General features: G+C 56.0%; 15 protein-coding genes. 6 read left to right on the top strand and 9 right to left on the bottom strand.

The window, feature by feature from the left end; translation table 11 throughout:
• Positions 1 to 56 precede the first annotated feature (56 nt).
• On the bottom strand, positions 57 to 2,282 hold the full coding sequence (locus tag Mal52_RS06280; RefSeq protein ID WP_145374854.1) for an ATP-binding protein: 2,226 nt from the start codon (positions 2,280 to 2,282) through the stop codon (positions 57 to 59).
• Positions 2,275 to 3,330 carry an adenylosuccinate synthetase gene (locus Mal52_RS06285; protein WP_197534700.1) on the bottom strand — a complete coding sequence of 352 codons (1,056 nt, stop codon included), beginning with the start codon at positions 3,328 to 3,330 and terminating at the stop codon, positions 2,275 to 2,277. Before Mal52_RS06285 ends, Mal52_RS06280 begins: the two co-directional genes overlap by 8 nt.
• A 961-nt stretch (positions 3,331 to 4,291) precedes the next feature.
• On the opposite strand from Mal52_RS06285, the gene Mal52_RS06290 reads away from it, so the two are divergent.
• A complete protein-coding gene (locus Mal52_RS06290; RefSeq protein ID WP_145374856.1) occupies positions 4,292 to 4,474 on the top strand; it encodes a hypothetical protein in 183 nt (60 codons plus the stop codon).
• Between the two features lie 224 nt (positions 4,475 to 4,698).
• Here Mal52_RS06290 and Mal52_RS06295 read toward each other — a convergent pair whose 3' ends face one another.
• Positions 4,699 to 4,962 carry a hypothetical protein gene (locus Mal52_RS06295; protein ID WP_145374857.1) on the bottom strand — a complete coding sequence of 88 codons (264 nt, stop codon included), beginning with the start codon at positions 4,960 to 4,962 and terminating at the stop codon, positions 4,699 to 4,701.
• A 326-nt stretch (positions 4,963 to 5,288) separates the two neighbouring features.
• Between Mal52_RS06295 and Mal52_RS06300 the strand changes: the two genes are divergently transcribed.
• From Mal52_RS06300 to Mal52_RS06320, 5 genes are all read left to right on the top strand, one after another.
• A complete protein-coding gene (locus Mal52_RS06300) occupies positions 5,289 to 5,621 on the top strand; it encodes a hypothetical protein (protein ID WP_145374858.1) in 333 nt (110 codons plus the stop codon).
• A 15-nt stretch (positions 5,622 to 5,636) separates the two neighbouring features.
• Positions 5,637 to 6,056 (top strand): hypothetical protein, encoded by a 420-nt coding sequence (locus tag Mal52_RS06305; protein ID WP_145374859.1) that lies wholly within the window; start codon positions 5,637 to 5,639, stop codon positions 6,054 to 6,056.
• 21 nt (positions 6,057 to 6,077) lie between these two features.
• A complete protein-coding gene (locus tag Mal52_RS06310; protein ID WP_145374860.1) occupies positions 6,078 to 6,431 on the top strand; it encodes a hypothetical protein in 354 nt (117 codons plus the stop codon).
• 551 nt (positions 6,432 to 6,982) lie between these two features.
• Positions 6,983 to 7,888 carry a hypothetical protein gene (locus tag Mal52_RS06315; protein ID WP_145374861.1) on the top strand — a complete coding sequence of 302 codons (906 nt, stop codon included), beginning with the start codon at positions 6,983 to 6,985 and terminating at the stop codon, positions 7,886 to 7,888.
• Positions 7,885 to 9,357 carry a hypothetical protein gene (locus tag Mal52_RS06320; RefSeq protein WP_145374862.1) on the top strand — a complete coding sequence of 491 codons (1,473 nt, stop codon included), beginning with the start codon at positions 7,885 to 7,887 and terminating at the stop codon, positions 9,355 to 9,357. The genes Mal52_RS06315 and Mal52_RS06320 overlap by 4 nt, the downstream gene beginning before the upstream one ends.
• A gap of 744 nt (positions 9,358 to 10,101) precedes the next feature.
• On the opposite strand, the gene Mal52_RS06325 is transcribed toward Mal52_RS06320, so the two are convergent.
• Genes Mal52_RS06325 through Mal52_RS06350 form a run of 6 tightly spaced genes read right to left on the bottom strand, consistent with a single transcriptional unit; the run spans position 10,102 to position 18,138 of the window.
• Positions 10,102 to 11,160 carry an NAD(P)/FAD-dependent oxidoreductase gene (locus Mal52_RS06325; protein ID WP_145374863.1) on the bottom strand — a complete coding sequence of 353 codons (1,059 nt, stop codon included), beginning with the start codon at positions 11,158 to 11,160 and terminating at the stop codon, positions 10,102 to 10,104.
• 9 nt (positions 11,161 to 11,169) lie between these two features.
• Positions 11,170 to 13,452, bottom strand: coding sequence for a hypothetical protein (locus tag Mal52_RS06330; protein WP_145374864.1), 2,283 nt, complete (start codon positions 13,450 to 13,452; stop codon positions 11,170 to 11,172).
• Positions 13,453 to 13,484: 32 nt separating this feature from the next.
• Positions 13,485 to 14,633 (bottom strand): endonuclease/exonuclease/phosphatase family protein, encoded by a 1,149-nt coding sequence (locus Mal52_RS06335; RefSeq protein WP_145374865.1) that lies wholly within the window; start codon positions 14,631 to 14,633, stop codon positions 13,485 to 13,487.
• Between the two features lie 18 nt (positions 14,634 to 14,651).
• Complete coding sequence (locus Mal52_RS06340; RefSeq protein WP_145374866.1) at positions 14,652 to 15,260, bottom strand: 3'-5' exonuclease; 609 nt, start codon at positions 15,258 to 15,260, stop codon at positions 14,652 to 14,654.
• A gap of 31 nt (positions 15,261 to 15,291) precedes the next feature.
• On the bottom strand, positions 15,292 to 17,103 hold the full coding sequence (locus Mal52_RS06345; RefSeq protein ID WP_145374867.1) for a hypothetical protein: 1,812 nt from the start codon (positions 17,101 to 17,103) through the stop codon (positions 15,292 to 15,294).
• 48 nt (positions 17,104 to 17,151) lie between these two features.
• Positions 17,152 to 18,138 (bottom strand): heme-binding protein, encoded by a 987-nt coding sequence (locus tag Mal52_RS06350; RefSeq protein ID WP_145374868.1) that lies wholly within the window; start codon positions 18,136 to 18,138, stop codon positions 17,152 to 17,154.
• Positions 18,139 to 18,162 lie beyond the last annotated feature (24 nt).

Raw genomic sequence — 18,162 nt, forward strand, 5'->3', positions numbered from 1 at the left:
ATCAACTAGCGACTCGGTTTAGCAGGTTCCAAAGTCGAAAAGCAGCACCACGTGCATCACTGCAGTTTGCTGGCGTCTTTGTCTTCTTTCTCGAATCGGACTCTCTCGCCAGACCCTCGCTGGAGAGTGATCTTGTCCTGTTCCCATCTCGAGATGAACTCATTCAGTTTCGTCGCCCCAAGCTTTTCCAATGCATCAATCAAGATCGGTTCCTCAGTTTCCCTCTTTAGGGTTGCAATAAACTCTTTCATTTCACCATATGTGAACAATCCCAAGTGATCTTGGTTCGGAGCCTGCGGCGTATTTGTGACCCACTCTTCGATTCTCTTCCTCGCCTCTTCGATTTTGTCATCCGGCTCCCCCTTGCACCATTTGTCGATCCGCTTGATCTTTTCATCGTAACGCGGAGGTCCCATCAGAATCAGCATGTCGAGTCGACCTGCGCGAATAATTGCACTATCGAACTCTTTCCGATGATTTGTTGCCATAAAGAATATCACACGTGCTTGCTTTCTTAGCCGAAGAATTTTTGGGAGCATACTGGTCGTCAAAAATTTTTGCTCAACGCTCATTTCGGCGTCACTCCCCTCTTCATCATGGTCTCGTCGTTGCACCAACGCATCCATTTCGTCAAACAAGACAACGACACCGTAGAGATCCAGCAGATCATCAAACACCTCATTGACTTGATTGTAGATGCCATCCAGCCCCGCTCTCAGGAAGTCTGATGGTGAAAGTTCCAACAATGGCCAGCCCAACCGCTTTGCGACTATCTCCGCGATTGTAGTCTTCGACGTTCCGGGTGGGCCAAAGAGGAGTGCCGATCGCCGCTCCGACAACTCAAATGATGGTTTCAGGCGCTTCGGGTCTCTTTTCGGGTCATCGCCCGGCAGACTCCAACCAAGTGAATCAATGTCATGTTCGGCTTTCTCTATGATCTCAGACTGAAACACATTTCTCACAGTTCCTAGTTCTGGTGACACGTCGCAGTCCAGAAAGTCGTCCCACACGTCTTCCTGTTTCTTCCAATGAATCTGAACTTGGTCCTTGTACTTTTCAAGCACCCGAACATGGATCTGTTCAGACAGTCGAGCACTCAACCTCGCTAGACACATGTGAGCAACGCCAGTCGGCCATGATTCGGGCTCGCCGCTTTCCAGGGCTCGAACGTCACTGCCAGAATTCCAACCTGCATAAACCTCTCCACCGTGAAGATATTCAATCCGGTTTTCATTCAACCAATCAAGGCTTCTTCGGAGGCAGTCCAGAATTGATTCGTCGGTTAGCATTTCAGGGAATTCATTCAATATTGCTTCGACAACTTCAAAATGCCAACAATGGTTTGCACCTGCATCTGGATAGTGAAAGAGGGGAAAATACTTCCCCCACACACCTGCTGAGTTTTGGTGGTCAAAAAACATTTTGACACCAGCTCTCAACTCACTTTCTGTAGGCAATGCTCTTGCCAAAATGCTATGCACAGCGGGTTGCACTCGCGCAATTCGGCGCAGGACTCGACAAAGACATGCTGACATGGCGAGAGAAACGGGGTCCATCATCGACTGATGATTTGAAGCCACCAACGAGATGCGTTTCGCAAACGTCAAGCTTGCCCATTCCGCAACGTCTTTCGCATTGTCTTGATCCAATTCAAGTCCGGAAGCCATGGATGCTCCGTCAACCACCCAGTAAGCAATCGTAGGCGTCGGCGGGTACTTTTGAACCGCAAATCCTTCAGGTGCGGTCGTCAGCAACGTTTTGCAGATGTCGAGTACAGACTTGTCTTTTAGCTTGCGCGAAGTGTCGTCGATTGGTTCACCAGATTGTTCGGCTTTTGTGACTGGATCTCTTCGCACCTCGACATCATCCACAGTCCGCTTGATATCAGTCAAGCAATTTGCGTCCGTCAGATTCGCACGTGCCAACATCGCAGCCGAGCGAACAACCAGAGCTGCTGTAAAGGCGTTATTCTGGCTGAGGCTCGCTGTAATCCAGTTATGGTCAAGCAGTTTCTTTAGCTGAGCGTCGAGCGCATCTCGCAGCGCATCGCGGTTTCCATTTGTGCCAAAGAAGTCGTCGGCCTTCTCGCCAAGGCAAAAACTCATAAGCGCCGTACACGTAAGCGTCACCCCGATGTCATCAGGCGATTCCGGCGGGCGCGTCGGCAGCCTGAAAAACGTCTCGTCTTTGAAAAACGGACGGTAATCCTCGATCAACGTACGGCGTAAGTGATCAGAATGGCGTCTGAGGTCTCGCATTTTATGCAATATGACGTCAGGCATCGAACACCTCTACAAGTATCTCATGAAAGCTCACTACATCAAGAGTCCTGAATCCCGTACCTACCCAACCAATGGGTGTATGCAATTCGGACTTGAGCATGGAAAGGAAGTCCATCGCCTCGGGAGTAAGTTGCTCAGGGAGTGACGCATTGCGATTGCGGATGTCAATCCGGTCTAATCCCATTACCGCCAAACACGTGGGTTTGTTGTAACGGCATGCAGAACGCACCATTTCCAGATCAAAGCGAGCGACACGGCGGAGCTTCTTCGTAACCGATGTGAACTCTGGCTCTGTTGTGAGAGCTCCTGACTCTTCTTTGATTTTTTCCCACGAAAGTTCATTGAGAAGCGCACCGCTGCGACCGCCGACACGGATCGGAAAAGTACGGATTACGAGGATAATCTCATCAACATCTCGCGGTGAAATGCCAGACTCCATTGCAAATGCGGCGGCCGTCGTGTCCTTTGACGTCACAAATGGGTAAGAAGGCCCGTGCAACAATGAAAGTCCAAATCCTTGCGTGCCTTCGACTATCAAGTGTCGACCTATATCGATCATTCTGTGGAGTGTTGGCGCAAGGGGTTCTACTCGGGCGTATTCGGCAAGTTGAGCCGCATCCCCAGCCAAACGTGTAATAGGGGAGCGTAAGACGCGACCAGCTAGTGCGCTACCGTTTCCGCTACCCGTACTGGCAAAAGACGTGACCAGTTCCCGTTCTGCCTCTCTGTCGGCATCGGTTACAAGCACGGCTCGTGGGTCGACGACTAGTCGATCTCGATCAAGTTCGCAATGTTGGATTTCCTTGATCAGTATTTCTTCGTCGATTACACACCCAGCGGCAAGAGCCAAGGTGGCATCGCTCTGTCCGGCTGCTGCCGGCAACTGTCGCAGCACGCATTCCTTGCCACGGACAATCGTCGAGTGCCCTGAATTTGGACCACCGCAGCGAACTACTACCGGAGAATCGAATTGTCTCGCAGTTAGTGCAACGACCTTGCCCTTTCCCTCCGAACCATATTGTCCACCAACGACAACAGTAACTGGCATTTCCATGCCCTCCGAACGTTTGAAAACGGACTTGCTGACAACACCTCGTGTATCCTACCGGTGATGGACGGTACGGTATGAAATCAGGAATTCAACCAATGCGTGCCGCGTCAGATTCGAAATGGCACTTGCAGCGGAGATTGTACCTGATCATCTGCACTTTGCCAGAGCTGCGCATGTCAGCTGGTCTCGCCTCTTTCCGTACAGTCCGACAAGTAAGGATAGGCGTTCAGTTCCGTGGGCAACGGCCAATCAGAGATAGAATTCATAGGTGGCTCGATAGCACAAGACGTTATGCTCACAACGGCTTCGTCTCTGGAGCGTCCCGGCTTTCGTCTTTTACATCTATTCCTATGAATTACGACGGGAAGCAGTCCATGACTGAGCCAGAATAAACAAGTTGGTGCATGAGATACGCTATCGGACGGGCATTACATGATTTCAGTGAACGGTCCTTTCAAGAAACTCCGCCGCTGGCTCGAACTGACCGACCAGGAGCAGGATGTTTAAGTCGCCCTGCATAAGGGAAGCGTTGCATTAGGCGCTGCGTAAACTGTTGCAGAAGGCGCTCCGCCATGCAACACGTGGTTGTGTTGTGGGCTGTGTCTATTTGTTTTATGCCCACCCCGACTTACGGGTGCCGGGGACTCTCATTCACTGCGTTCATTCGACCCCCGGCTGCATTGCTTGCATTTCGGGGTGATGGTCAACTCGGTCTTTCGACCTCGATTTCCCTTCCAAGTGTCGGACGATCCACTCCACGTTGGCAAACCCAATCAATGCAGCCGGGGCTCCGCCCCGGCACCCTGTCCTCGCGAGCCACTATCAATCCGATCGCGGTCCGCGTCGGCCCTCTCAATTCTGGCACGCTCGCAAGGTCGTCCCTGCGGCCTCCACCTTGCTCGCATGCCGCCGACCCAATGGCCGACACGGCCAAGTCAATTCTTTTCCCCCATCCACCATGCTCTATCACGTTCGACTACAGTTCGGAATTCACGTCGATGCCTCCAGCAACACCGACGCATTCAACAAAGCCTGTCGTGCACTGCGGGAGCATCCCGGTTCGTATATCGCCCGCGTCGAGCAGGCAGGTACCCCCAAGGGGAAGCCTGGATTGCTCAAGCGGATTGTGACGGGGCAATAGCTCCGTCCATTCCGTTTCGGTCAGACGGTCCACCGACTTCGCTCCAGTTGGCGCTCGACGGTGGCTCGCTGCGGCCGGCCCCTGACGGGCCGGTGAAGTCGCCCCTCCCTTGTGTGTGTTTGTGTGCGATGTTTTGTTTGGCGATTCCGCTTGAAAGAAGGACGGCGTACCAACGGCACACCGCCCGTTTGCGAATCCTTCGCTCACTCCCCCAGTCCGGACGCTCAGAAGGGGTGAGTCTCCACTTCGGCCGCTTCAATGTGCTGCTGCGCCAGCTGCAAAACGCGGATTGCCAGCGGAAGGTCTTGGAGACCGAACGAACTTGTGGATCTCCAGTCGCCATTGTCCTTGTAGCGCCGCTGCAGGTTGACGTTGCGGAATTCCCGGTTACCGTCATCGGTCTCCACATCGTTGACAAAGACGCTGGCCGAGACCAGGCCGAGCCGGAACGTCTTCTCAGGAGCTTTCTTCGCCGCTTGCTTGGCCATCTCTCATCTCCTCGCAATAAAAAGGAACGATTCGCGTTCCTGATTGCCGGACGACCCGGCAACAGCGGCTCAGCATGCCAGCTTGAGCGATCCTTGGCAAGAACTTTTGACTGCTCGCGGTCTGGGCATTGTAGCGGGCCGGTCCCTAATGCCGTCGAAGGGCTGCTCGCCGGTCGGCGCCGGCAACGGTTGCCTGCGCCCTGCTGGGCAACCGGCACGCCGACAACCGAACTCCGCCCGAAAGTTCGCCCCCGGCTCGGCACCCTTGACGGCGGGCTGCGGCCCGCTGGAACATGACCGCTTCTCCGCAGTCGATCGATTCGCGGATGAAGACCATTACTTTTTCCCCCCTTCATCCTATGGCGAACACATCGTCCAAGGCAGAGCGTCCGGCCGAAAAACAGGACGCAACATCACCGGCCCACCCCGTTGAGCGGGTTTCCTACGGAAACGTCTCAGCGTCGATTTTCGTGCGGGAGCACAGGCTTCCCAACAGCAAGTCCATCGTGAAATACAGCGTATCACTCCAACGAAGCTACCTTGATCGCCAAGGTGAGCGTCAATGGACGAATACGCTCGACGAAGACGACCTGCTTGCCGGAGCGGAGGCCCTCACGGACGCCTTCAAGGTGATCTGGCGCAAGCGACGGCATTCGTAGCCGGCGTGAGTCGCCTTGCCCACGGCCAGTTCGCAGCTGGTCGTGGGTTTTTTCTATTTCAATTCCAATTCTTCAATTATGACATCCGTCAAAGATACATCAGCGGCTCACTCTCCCGGCCCGTGGAATACATGGGATTACGAGGACCCGGATTATCCAGAAGTGTTCATCGAGGATGACAACGGCTATCGAGTTGCGTACGTGGACAGAGAGGTCGAAGACGTGAATCGAGCAAATGCCGATGCAAGGCTGATCGCCGCCGCTCCCGAACTTCTCGAAATTGCAGAAATCCATCTGGCTCAGTGCCTGAAACGCATTGACTATGAATGCGAGCACCTTGAGGATTTCTGGAGCGAGGAAGGCGAACAGGCACTAACGAAGCTGACCACGGAAGCGGAGCGGATCAAAGAACTCCTCGCCGAGATCAATTCCTAATTCTTTACGCCCCATTTCATCATGTTACTTGTAAATCTCAGTGGCACACCACCGACCCACACTCCCACACCGTGGATCATCGACGGGAGTACGATTCGCGATCAGGAACACCACGCAATTGTCGAGTTGGCCGGCGATAATCTGCCGCCGAAGCAGGTTGCAGCCAACGCGTCATTGATAGCGACCGCTCCGATCCTGCTGGAGCTGGCCCACGATTATGAAGCCACGTGCGTTGACCGCCTCGGGTTGCTGCGCGAAGAGGAATACCAGTGGCGAGATCCCGCCGAGCTGCGCCACATGATCGGTCATTGGACCGTGCAGCTGGAAGACGTCCGGCAGGTCATTGCGCAGGCCCAAGGCGTGAAGGATGCCTGAACGCCGGACCGGAATCGGCCACGATCGCCCCACGGCATTACGATGCGTCTGTGGGGCGTATTTTTCTGGTCGCAACGGATGGCGACGCGGCACGGAGTCTCCCCTCCTTCGCAGACCTCGCCCTGCTCGGCCCGCTTCGCTGGTCCGCACCGGCCGACTGTCGCCCCGCGTTAATGTGTGTAGCGTTGGTAATGAAATCAATTGTGCCGCACCCCTCGTCACTCCGATCGTCAACCTGAATTCACCGGTCGTCAGACCGATCGGCGTGCCGATCCGCAATCCTTGCCATGACGGTCGTCATGAAGATCGACATTGCGTTTAGTTGCCGATCGTATCGGCGATCCCCTGCCGATCGCACGAAGGATCGCCAGCACAAATTGCCGGTCGGCACCATCACCTTAGCGCTTTGATGTAACCTAACACGATACGGCAATCTGACGATCGTCAACTGAAGAGGGGATCGTCTTGACGGCCACCGACCGATCGGCGCAGAACTTGACGCGCACCGATCGGCAGGCGTAGCCTGCGATCGTCAATTCCACATTTCAGTCATGTCTGCCGATCCACCCGCAGGCTACCTCACGAGGCCGGAAGCCTCTAAACGGTACAACCGCTCGCAACGGGCGCTCGAACGTGAACTCGACGGGGCGCTGGCTCAGCAGGACGCGAAGCAACTCATCCACTGGAAGCTTGTCACAAAGGATGGGCAGATCCGCGATGGGGGAACTGTCACCTCGGAAGCTGTGAAGGAGTTGGTGGCCGAAGGAATGAATCCGGCGTGGTATGTTTCTGAATCCTACCTGGTTGAGACCTACGGATTCAGGGGGACATCGAAACCGGAGAAACAACCGCAAGTCGCCCCGACAACCACCGGCTCTGACTGCTGGAAACCACCATCCGGACAGCTGGCCGAGGACTCGCAGAAAAGTCACACACCTGAGTTTCGGTCGGATGACGTCGAGTATCTCAAGGAACGCATCCGACAACTGGAACGGGAAAAGCAACAGGAGATTGAACGGCACGACAAGATCGTGTCACGGCTGTTTGAACAACTGGCGGTTAAAGATAAGCAGATCAGTGCGTGGGACGACGTCACGCAGAATATCACCAAGGGGCTGGCCACGGGCCAGCTTCAACCTCGTCTGCCGGGTGCAGAGGCCACGCCGACGAAATCTCAGGAAAGGGAGGACCCTGACACCAAACCAGAATCCGGTGCGGAAGTGATCGAGGTCGAAACCGCACCGAAGAAGCGTACGCAAACACGCACGGCAGCAAAGCCCAAGAAAAAGTCGGCGGCCAAGAAAAAGGCAGCGAGACCGAAAGCCAAACAGCCCACAAATAATACGATGAAACAACCCACGAAACCATCGGCCAAAACGAAAAGCAACAAAGCCGCCAAGACGACCGTGTGGGATGAATTACCGACATTTGCCCGTCTGTTCGGCCGCCGCAAATGAATCGGAAGACAGTCGACGCCACCGGCCAACGACTGCCTGAATCGAATAAATTTCACGGCTTTACGCGGCTGGACGCCAATTTCCTCTACTGTCCCAATCAGTTTCTCGACGTCTGTCTGCCGCATTCGTCGCGTAGCGTCGTGCGGCTGGTGGCGTTCATTCTGGACCAGACACTCGGCTGGCTCGACGAACACGGCAACCCGATTTCGCAGAATATCACAGTTTCGTTTAATCAGCTGATCCGTTCAGCCGGCATCAGCAGGGGAGCGATCCGCAAATCGATCGACGATGCTATTGCAGGCGGATTTATCTGTTGCGTCCGCGAGGGGAAACCGGCGGCTGTTGGAGAACCGCCAGAGCACGCGACGTACGCGATCCGATGGGATGATAGCGGCCAATACCTCGATGCTTCTGAATCTTTTGAGGGATTCTACGCCGGAGACGGCTATCGCACGCCGATTCCGAACGCGTATTTCCGCCATGTGGTTCCCAACGAAACACTGACCGTTACGAAAGTTGTGGGAACAGTCCTGCGACATACAGTGGGCTATCAAAACCACTTTGGCGGTCGAAGGCCGGAGGCGCCGCTCTCGTACCGCTTCATTCAGAGATTCGCGAACATCCCCGATCCCAAGACACTCAGTGCGGCGATTTCGTCGGCCATCGCTTCGCAATATATCGTCTGCATCGATGAAGGCGTGTTTCACCAGGACCAGAATCTCCGCCGACCAGCAACATATGCAGTGAAATGGCTATCTGATGCGCCGAAGTCCACAAGCGGTTCAAAAAAACCAGCAGGAGGGCGGTTCAATAAACCCAGCAGCCCACCGGTTCAGAAAACCCAGCAGGACCAGTCCAATATTCCCAGCAGCAGTGGTTCAGAAAACCCAGCAGGAGGGCGGTTCAGAAAACCCAGCAAAGAAAAGACAGGACAGAAAAACACTTTGCAACAACATTCTGCTGCTGCCGATAAGAAAGGTTTTCAGCTTCTTTGTGAAGTGGGATTCGATGAGAAGACCGCCGAAAAGTTATCCGAAGCGTCTAACACGGACGTGATTGAACGGCAGATCAAATGGATTGGCCGGCGAAAAGTTGAACAAAATCGGCTGGGGATGTTGCGACGCGCCATTGAAGAGAACTGGCCCGAACCGGACCGGCCGAAAGACGCCAAGATGCTCAATCGCGAGCTTCGTGAACGCGATCGCAAGCGCGCCGCTGAAGAGGAAAGAGAGGAACGCAAACTGCTAGCCGACAAGACGCAGAGAATTGGGCGCAGAGCTGAGTTGCAGAAAAATTGGGATGACCTGTCGGATGCCGAGCGGAAACGCATCGAGTCCGCTGCCTATGACAACCAGAACAGTGAGATGCTGAGGCGGCTGTTTCAACGTAGCGAGTCTCATCGGCTGCGCGAATGTTTCCGGCAGTTGGACCGAGAAAAGACGTCCGGAGAATCAACGTCACATTCGTAAATGACCGACCCGCAATACCACCCGCATTTCCGCCGTCAGCCCCGCCGATTAGGCGGCGGACCAAACGGCGGGCCGGTCGCGATCGGAGATCGACGACGCGGGGCTTGGCGAAGCCAAGCAGCGTCCTCTCATGAGGTGACACCACTCGCGGGGTGGAACCCGCGAGGCCCCGACCTCCGACACGCCACGCGGAGCTGACGGCTACGATCGGGGCCTCGCGGCTCCTGACGTCGCCCGCTCGCGGGTCACGCACGACTCCCTGCCCACGGCAGCGGGCTATCGCAAAGCGTTACTATCACCGAACCCTATCGGCTTCGAAATCCGAGGGCAACATATTCTTCTCATGAGATGTGGCAAAGTGGATTGCGTAAAATGGCTGGGATGGATCCCTTCAAGCTCGCTCTGTCAACGGATGTTCGTGCATAATATCGGTTCGTCATTCGTTACGAACGCATTCTTCTAAAGGCCATGTAGCACTCGTCAGCACCAGCTGTTTGACGACGCGCCTTGCTGCCTCGACCTGCGGTCGGTGAATATGACGTGAAAAGACCGATGTGAGTTGGAAGCACGACGATCCTGCAGCGGGCGATGCACCCGCCTGAAGTTTGAAGTGGTTGAAACGTATATTCGACGGCGTTGAAGACCGCAACGGCACTCGCAACCACACCTTCGCAAGCAAGCCGATGAGAATACCCAGAAGAGCGTCGCTTGCCAAGAATCGGAGTTCGATCCCAAACAGTTCGATCAGCGATCGATCGCAGCGGAGTTCGATGAGATGGAACACATTTGCGAGAGGTCGGCTGATGCGTAAAGCGAACGAAGCTTATTTACATCATGTTCAAACCAGGCATTCAGCCAGCGTTCGTATTCTTCAATCACATCGCATTCAAGTGCGGCTCTCGAGATGGCTTTAGTGATCAGGTATGACGTCATCATGCCGGACATGATCGCACGCAAAACGCCGTGGGATGAGGCGGGGTCGAGCTGCACTGCCGCGTCACCGACGAGGAAGTAACCGGCCCCGGCCAAACGTTCAGCTCGCCGCCATGTGACGTCTTCGCCACGGATCGGCGCATCGTCGTCCAAAGCGTCTAGCGGTTTGGGGCGCCAATCAGGTGCGGGCTCATCGCCCCGCCGCGAGACCCGCGTCCAGTGGTATCGGCCTGGCGCGACGCGTGCCATCCAGGTCCAGCCGTTTGCATCGGTGATGATCGTCGGGGCTTGATCCAGCGACGGCACGCTACCACAGACGTAGCCGTACCGCGCGGTCAGTGCGGGTGATCGATACGTCAGCTTGTGCCCGAGTTGTCGACCGAGCCACTGCCGCCCTCCGGTCGCGTCAATGGTCCAGCATGCCCAGATAGCCCCACGCTCAGTCTCAACGCCCGTTACTCTGTCGTCCTTTTGCAACACGTGTTCGGCGGCCAATTCGTGATTAACGCGTACTCCGGCTTGTGAAGCGCAGCGTAGCAACTCCGCGTCAAGTTCATCGCGTGGCGTCTGAAAACCAAGCCATAGACCGTTGCTGTCTGCACCGAACGCTTCGAAACGTGAGCTTTCGCCCCACTTCACCTGAGCACCCAAGTACCGAATGGGATTGTTCAGCGTAGTGGTCGATAAGCCAAGTTTGTTTAGCAGAGGTTCGATACCCGGATGCAGCGTTTCGCCAGGACGATGACGCGGGAACCGCGCGCGTTCAAGGAGTGTGACGCGCAGCCCGGCCCGTGCGGCAGTGATAGCCGCGGCCGAACCCGCGGGCCCGCCACCAATGACCACGATGTCGGTATCGTTCTCTGGCGACATCTGATCCGCCTAGTGAGGTATGAATTGAAAGCGCCGGCTGCCTCTTTTGTACGCCACGCCGTTGTCTGCATAGTGACAAATGTGGTGCAACTGCACGGCTCGGCGTACGCGGTCAAGTTCGGAGGTCGCGATGACATTTGGTCTGCATTCTGCAAACTCCAGCACATACCCACTACCGGTAAGTGCAGGCGATCCTCCGCCAAAAGCTGACCAGTCATCAACCGCGCGAAACACGACAAGGCAGAACGGCTGGCTGGAAATCGAACCGATTACTTTGATGCATTGGCGCAACGCTTGGTTTCTACGGACCAGTTCCTCGGTTTGCACTTCCGCGGTCAGTGAAACGCGAATGCGATTCGCAATCGAATGCGTCACATAGTCCGAACGTTCAATCGGAACATGATTGACGTGCAGCCGTCCGTTGACGCGTTCAAAGAACGGGCCAAACTCCCCATCCCAACCGTGATACGATTGAACATCACCTGCTGCGACGCGCTCGTGCTTAGGGTGGAATCCGAGTTCTTCATCCAGCATCGGAAGCTTGTTCTCAAAATCCTCGTTGCCAAAGGTTCGGCTGTTGTCGGGCGCTACCGCCGGCCAGAAAGAAGAGAGCGCTGCGCAGAGCTTTGCATCCTCGGGGAATGGCGAACCCAGCCCACTGCTGGTGAAGTGCGACTCGCCCTGGGCATCGCGGCTGCGCGACGTGTCCCATCCCGGCGCGAAGATATTCGAAGCACCGTCAGGCAGCATGCTGACGGCGTGATTCGGATTGCCAATGATGCCCACCTGTGGACCGATCGCCAAGTTACCAACGATTGCAGTTGCCGTCGAATCGTTGTGATTGAATGCGAACTCGGTCGGCATCGACGGGCGCGGTAGCGCTGTATTTGGTGGCAAGGTGCCATTCGTCAGTGGGTCGGCGAGCGGAAAACGCCCTACCTCATTGATCTCGCTCTGGTCGGCAAGCGGCATGAAGTCGGGCGCGGTGACCAACGAAAAGGCGGGTTGATTTTCTATATCTCTATCGAGCCCGTTCACAATGGCTTCGACACAACCATCGCACGAATCATCGACAAAGTGCGCCGCGGCATAACCACCATCTTTGAGCTTGCGGGCAAATGCCGTCGAACCCAGACGGTTTAAGTCATCGGGAGCCTGGTCGGCTGGTCCGGTCGGATCTACTTCGTGCCGGATATTGATAAATTCAGGCGCGAGACGATCGCCATTCGAACTGCTGCTGATATGAAGACTCGACGTTACGAACCGAGCAGATGACTGAGCCGAAGGTACAACGAAGTGAACGATCTGGTCCGCTTGAGCAACACTGTTGTGCTGTTTGACGGTGCGCAACAGTCGATCGCCGGGTACGGGTTCTACCAGCGCTGTGGCCCCCGCACCTTTCAGCTTGACAAGCTTTCCGCCGTTGGTCGAATCACGGACGAATGGCAGCTTGTCAATATCGAAGCCAGCCGGCGCGGTAATGCCGCCGCGGCTGGTAGGCAGCGCATGGATTCTTCGGAGTTTCTCGTTACGGTGAAATTCAGCAAACTCAACGGTCAGGTTGCACCCCTTGATGCATTCACGCCCGGAGAACAGCTTGTGGACGGGGAAGATGTACTCCCCTGTGTCCGCCCCCGGCGCGCCAAGGCGTCCCATGACCGAGCCGTCACTACGATTCCCTCGCCTCGCGAGAAACGCACCATACCGTGTGGGCAACACGGGCAACGCATCGCCTCCGCCCGGTGAGATGACCCAGAAGCTTCGTCGTGACCGGTCATAATTTGGTCCGGTTGTGCCGACGCGTGCCACCCCCGTGCGCGAAAAGGCCAAGTCTGCGTGTCGGCGGTGTGACGTTCGGCTCGCAACACGATACTGGTAAGCAAAAACAGCGACGATCGTATCATCCAGGTCGCCGCGATCCGCGACCAAGCTGTATATGTAGTTCTCAACATCGTCGAGTTGCTTGAGCGTCGGGTAATCGGCTTGGTTTGGCGTTGCCGGTCGCATGCCATCGGCCGTTGGATGCACATCAGGACATGCCAGGGCGTGATAGAACAAGCTGCGGCCCGGCGCACCGCCGTCGATGCCACGATTCGCTGACCGATGAAATCCTTCAAATCCGGGGACCGAGCGATCGATCGTCTGGAGTGGTGCGGCCAATGCCTCTGCAAGTTTGGTCTTGCTTGACTGGTCAATATCTAGGTCACCGTCGGTGACACGCAGCAACAGGTCGCGCCAGCCACGATTCTTCAGTTGATCGCAAAGCTTCTTGACTTCGTCGAGCACGGCCATATTCGTGTTTCCTGTTGGGGGGATCGAAACGGCTAGATGTTCAGGTCAATAAATACACACGCGTGATCGGAGGCCTGTTCATTCTCCTGGGTCAGGTCCGGGTAATTCGGCCAGCGAAGATTCTGCGATTGCAAGGAGCAGAACAATCCGTCGCGGAAGATACCGCCGCCGTTGTAGGCTTGGCGCAGGCTTTGCGAGATATAGATGTAGTCGAACCGCTTAGGTAGAGTGCAGGTACCGAAGGTTCCGGGGCGATTGCCAATCGCAAAGTTGGGCAGCGTGAACACTTCGATCAAGGGGCTGTTCTGCAGGTAGAGCGACCTCAAATTCTCCGCTCGTGTCTGGCCGGTTTTCGGTCCTTCGTTCAGGTCACCCAGCACGATGACGTGCTCGCCGGCCGCGACAAGATCGTCCACAATTCGTCGCACCGCCTGGGCTTGTCGGCGGCGCTTCGCGCCGCCTCCGCCGGACTGCGACTTAAAGTGATTGACGAGGATGTGCACCGTGTTGCCGTTGGGCGTTTGCACTTCGTACTGCGCGCAGTCGCGGCTGAACACGGTGCCCACGTTATCAGTCAGGTCCACGTTCGACCGGATTGACTCGATTTCATACCCGGCGCGGGTCATGATTCCCACGTCGATGCCGCGGGGATCGTTGCCATCGACGAGCATCACGTGGTCATACGGAATGTTCAACATCTCCTCATTGAACCGCACCAGCGACGGTCGATCCTCCGCCTCGACGATTGCGATAATGTCGGCGTTTACATCGTCGATGACTCGTCCGGTCAGGCGCGTTGCCTTCTCATTGGTCGGTTCGGTGGCCAGTTCGACCCAACCGATCCATGCCCCACGACCGGTCGCGATGATCTTGACCGGTTGCGTCGCGTCTCGGGCTTGGCTGTCAAAACTGCCTCGATTGTTCCGTAGCCAAGCCCATCGCGGTGTTGGGGTTCGCTTTCGACGCGGCACATTGTTTTCATTGATCGAATAGATGTCCAACCGCACCAACAGGTCGCGCATCCGCCGTCTATCTGCGGCCGAGTAAATCGGCTTATTGAACAACTCGTTGACTTCATGGTAGGCGTCGATGATCGGTTTACCTGCGTCCCAATCCATCGGGTTAAACGCATTGGGACGCGCAAAGAGGTTTTCGACGTTGTAGCAGGCAATGCGTGTCATCAGTGTCTCGCCTCTGGGTTACAGCCAGTCGATCATGTCGCCGAATGTCTGGACATTGTGGTCGGCCAGTTCCTTGATCTGCTCCGCCAGCACTTGCGCACAAAGTCGCGTGTCGGCCAGCGCATCGTGCAGTTCTTCTTCATCGAAGTCGATGCCGTAGTGCCGACCTTCATCCGCCAACTTGTGCGGTCGACCGGGATGAAGCTTCTGTGCCAGCAGCAGAGTGTCGATGTAGAAGTCTGACTGCACATCGATACGCGTGTGTGATTCCGCACGGCGTATGAACGGCAGATCGAACCGCTTGACGTTGTGTCCCGATACCACCCGCTCGTTAACGAGTTGGTCGAACTCTGTGAGCACCGTGTCGATCGTTGGCTGGCCGCGGAGTGATTCCGTATCGATCCCCGTGAGTTCGACAATTACATCCTCAAGCGGAAGGTGTTCTTCGCCGGGAAAGACGAGTTGCACCCAATCGTTATTGGCGTTATTGGTTGGCTGGCCCTGATCAAACAGCACGACGGCGATCTGAATAATCCGATGCTTCGAGGGCATCAAACCCGATGTCTCCAGGTCGAAGACCGCCACTTCAAGTTCGGCCAGTTTTGTTTCATACAGCGGAAATGGCATGGTGTTTCCTTCATTTTGATGTCGACTTCAATCAGTCGCCGTGCTGGTGGTACAGCTTGCGCCCGGCGTAATCCACTTCGTAGATCTCACACATGTGATCGACCGTGACCTGCGCGGGTTTAACCTCCAACTCATCAGAGAGGACTTCTGGAATGAAGATCGCGCACAATTGGCCAGGCGTGACGAGGTCGGTTTCCATCTGCAGCTGCTCATTGTAGGTCAGCAGGCCGGGCACGACCTTACTTGCCCAGTCGGTTTCGACGTTCGCCTGCACGGCTGTGAGATACCATCCCTCGCCAAGCAGATCGAACACAGGCAAGATGCCAGCCGCCTCTTCGTTGGTTGTCAGAAAGTGCGACCCGCGGCGGTCGAACAGATCGAAGTTGCCCTCGGCCACCGCGTATAGCTTGTGACGATCCGGTGTATAGACCAACGTACGGGTGCGATACGCCTCGTCGCCCGGGTCTTCCTGCAACAATACACGGCCCCACGGATCGATGCCCATGCTGTCAAGCGAATGGAACAGATACTCTGCATCGGACGACTTATCCTCGGGATTGACGCGAGCATTAAGAACAATCTCGATCGTGCCACAGGGCAGGTCGTCCTCTCCCAGCGAATCGCAGTCATAGAACGTCAGGCGAAATAGCCGACTGTTGCCATCGAACTGATCGGTCGTACCGAAATAGAAGACCTGATCGTGTTCGTGATGCGGCTTGGGGCGAGGATCCCAGGCGCCGTCTTCGGGACGCAGAAACTGCGTGACGCCCAGACGAATGCTGTCTCGCTGCAGCGCAATGCCGGGGTTATCTTGCGCCAGCGGTTCACAGTCACCGTCTTTCGTTTCAGGTGGCAAGGCGACCGCTTTGGACCGATCACCCAGATCGATCAGGCGGAACTCCGCTTCACCTTCGTAAGTCGTCTGACCAAAGCCGAATTCACGGTGCTCCCAATTGATTGGCTCACCCTCGCGCACCACCTGAATTCCGTAAAGCTTGCCGCCGACCAACCCGGCTTGTGCCAACTCCAGCGGCATACTTGAGTTCTTCGCATCCTCATGTGTCATCTTCTCGCCGACGTAAACATACATCTCGCTAGGCGGGCGGTAGTGGTCGTACCCCGCCGCACAAGGGTCGGGCGTACTACGCGGCGGATCATCCGATTTCTCCGTGTCGTAGACGCGATGTGATTCTGCATCGTCCGGAAGGATCACGATCGTCTTACGTCCGGCCTTCGGACACGCCAGTGCATTCTCATAGCTGCCGCGGCCCAGGTGCGGCAGTTCATACGTGTGACCTTCGCGTGGCCCGGTCAATACGTGCGCAAACGCTCGTCCATGATCAGACTTGAACCGCGTATGTGTCTCTTCAGCACCAAGGAAGATGCGCTCAGTCGTGCCATACTCCGTGCCTTTTTCATCCTTGAAGTAGAGCGCGCTGGTCACGGGCAGATCCGCAGAACACAATCGTTCAATCGGCACGCTGCGGCTCGTCCGGTACCCGCCGCCAGCGTGTTGCCAGTGATGAACGGCCTGAATCTGATCGCGGCCGGAGACGACGCCGATACGCCCCTTTCCTCGCTCGTCGTTCCAGTGGGTCGTATCGATCTGCCAACGAGAGACAAATGCCCCGCTGCTGGCATGGGCGCGGCGCCGACCGGCGTTGAAGCGAAGTTCGTGGGTCAACACGATCTCAAACCCATTGTCCGTCCCGGGCAACGCGAACGCACCGATCCCATCGGGCACACCGGCGAACTGATACTCACCATCGGGTGCATCGGGCACGGTCAGTAGCGGGCGAACGAGGATGTCGTGATGCTTGGGGATCAGGTATTGGATGTACATGAATGTTTCTTCTCGATCACATCGGTGATTAAGCGCTCATGGCTCGGACTACTCGGTTTCCGGTTTCTCCACGCGTTCCATCGTGTTGATGCTGATGTGCGGCCAGCGGATTAGGCCTTCGCCCTGCCCGGGCGGTCGCTCAAAGAAATCAAGCATGACGATCTGGAGATACTGAAGACGCAGTTTGTGCTCTCCGTCTTCGTCCTTCTCTTCCAATTCCTGGATCCAGAAGGTGGATTCCATCTTCGTGGCATCGGCCTGAGTCTCGATAAAGGGAATGTTGACGATGCCGCCAGCGAGAATGTCCGTATCGAGGTGGAGTTCGGTGGTGCGGAGAATATTGGCACCCGCATTCGCCTTTTGGAGCAAACGAGAGGTGTCCATCGGATCAAACAGGTTCTCGAACAGATTCTCGTTGAAGTGCTTGTACGGAAGCAGATAGTCTCGGTTGATGTCTTGCTCGACGCCGATCGGAAACGCATGTACTTCATCGGGAATCCGCGGCGGCCCGTCGTGCTTGTGAACATCTTCGTCGAAGCGGCCCAGGCCAAGCGCGCTGTTGCCATGAGGGATCGTTGCCAGGCGTCCTATGTTCACGCCGTCGGTGTCTGCGTTAGACATGTGCAGGAAAAGCCCTGGTTCATGGTGGATCGCCAATCCAGGAAGTCCGGCTAGACCGCTGTCCGGGAAGTCTTCAGCGGCGACCTGAACAATCTTCTGTTCGTAGTCAAGTGTCACAATCAACTGATCGATATTCTGCCGAGGGTCATCATCGGTTAGTCCGCGGTTGGGTACAGCCTTGTCGACTGTGGTGAAACGCAGCACTTCGTTGTACTGATTCATCAAAAGGCGATAGTTCAGGTCGTGATCCGGTGAAGCGAATGGCAATGCGATCAGGTTCCAGCCACGTCCCGGCAGGTTGGGCAGGTTTTTCCAGACGCCGGGCAACAACTGAAGCGGACCGAGTTCATCGTCGCCGGACTTTGCTGGCGCGATGGTTCGACGCTGAGCTTGAAGCTTTTCAAATGTCGACATGCCTGCATCTCCTTGAATTATTTT

Origin of the sequence: Symmachiella dynata (assembly GCF_007747995.1) — a bacterium.
GTDB classification, from domain to species: domain Bacteria; phylum Planctomycetota; class Planctomycetia; order Planctomycetales; family Planctomycetaceae; genus Symmachiella; species Symmachiella dynata.

Coding starts and splice junctions, on each gene's coding strand:
- Mal52_RS06280 (WP_145374854.1), bottom strand. CDS start 2,282: ATGCCTGACGTCATATTGCATAAAATGCGAGACCTCAGACGCCATTCT.
- Mal52_RS06285 (WP_197534700.1), bottom strand. CDS start 3,330: ATGCCAGTTACTGTTGTCGTTGGTGGACAATATGGTTCGGAGGGAAAG.
- Mal52_RS06290 (WP_145374856.1), top strand. CDS start 4,292: ATGCTCTATCACGTTCGACTACAGTTCGGAATTCACGTCGATGCCTCC.
- Mal52_RS06295 (WP_145374857.1), bottom strand. CDS start 4,962: ATGGCCAAGCAAGCGGCGAAGAAAGCTCCTGAGAAGACGTTCCGGCTC.
- Mal52_RS06300 (WP_145374858.1), top strand. CDS start 5,289: ATGAAGACCATTACTTTTTCCCCCCTTCATCCTATGGCGAACACATCG.
- Mal52_RS06310 (WP_145374860.1), top strand. CDS start 6,078: ATGTTACTTGTAAATCTCAGTGGCACACCACCGACCCACACTCCCACA.
- Mal52_RS06315 (WP_145374861.1), top strand. CDS start 6,983: ATGTCTGCCGATCCACCCGCAGGCTACCTCACGAGGCCGGAAGCCTCT.
- Mal52_RS06320 (WP_145374862.1), top strand. CDS start 7,885: ATGAATCGGAAGACAGTCGACGCCACCGGCCAACGACTGCCTGAATCG.
- Mal52_RS06325 (WP_145374863.1), bottom strand. CDS start 11,160: ATGTCGCCAGAGAACGATACCGACATCGTGGTCATTGGTGGCGGGCCC.
- Mal52_RS06330 (WP_145374864.1), bottom strand. CDS start 13,452: ATGGCCGTGCTCGACGAAGTCAAGAAGCTTTGCGATCAACTGAAGAAT.
- Mal52_RS06335 (WP_145374865.1), bottom strand. CDS start 14,633: ATGACACGCATTGCCTGCTACAACGTCGAAAACCTCTTTGCGCGTCCC.
- Mal52_RS06340 (WP_145374866.1), bottom strand. CDS start 15,260: ATGCCATTTCCGCTGTATGAAACAAAACTGGCCGAACTTGAAGTGGCG.
- Mal52_RS06345 (WP_145374867.1), bottom strand. CDS start 17,103: ATGTACATCCAATACCTGATCCCCAAGCATCACGACATCCTCGTTCGC.
- Mal52_RS06350 (WP_145374868.1), bottom strand. CDS start 18,138: ATGTCGACATTTGAAAAGCTTCAAGCTCAGCGTCGAACCATCGCGCCA.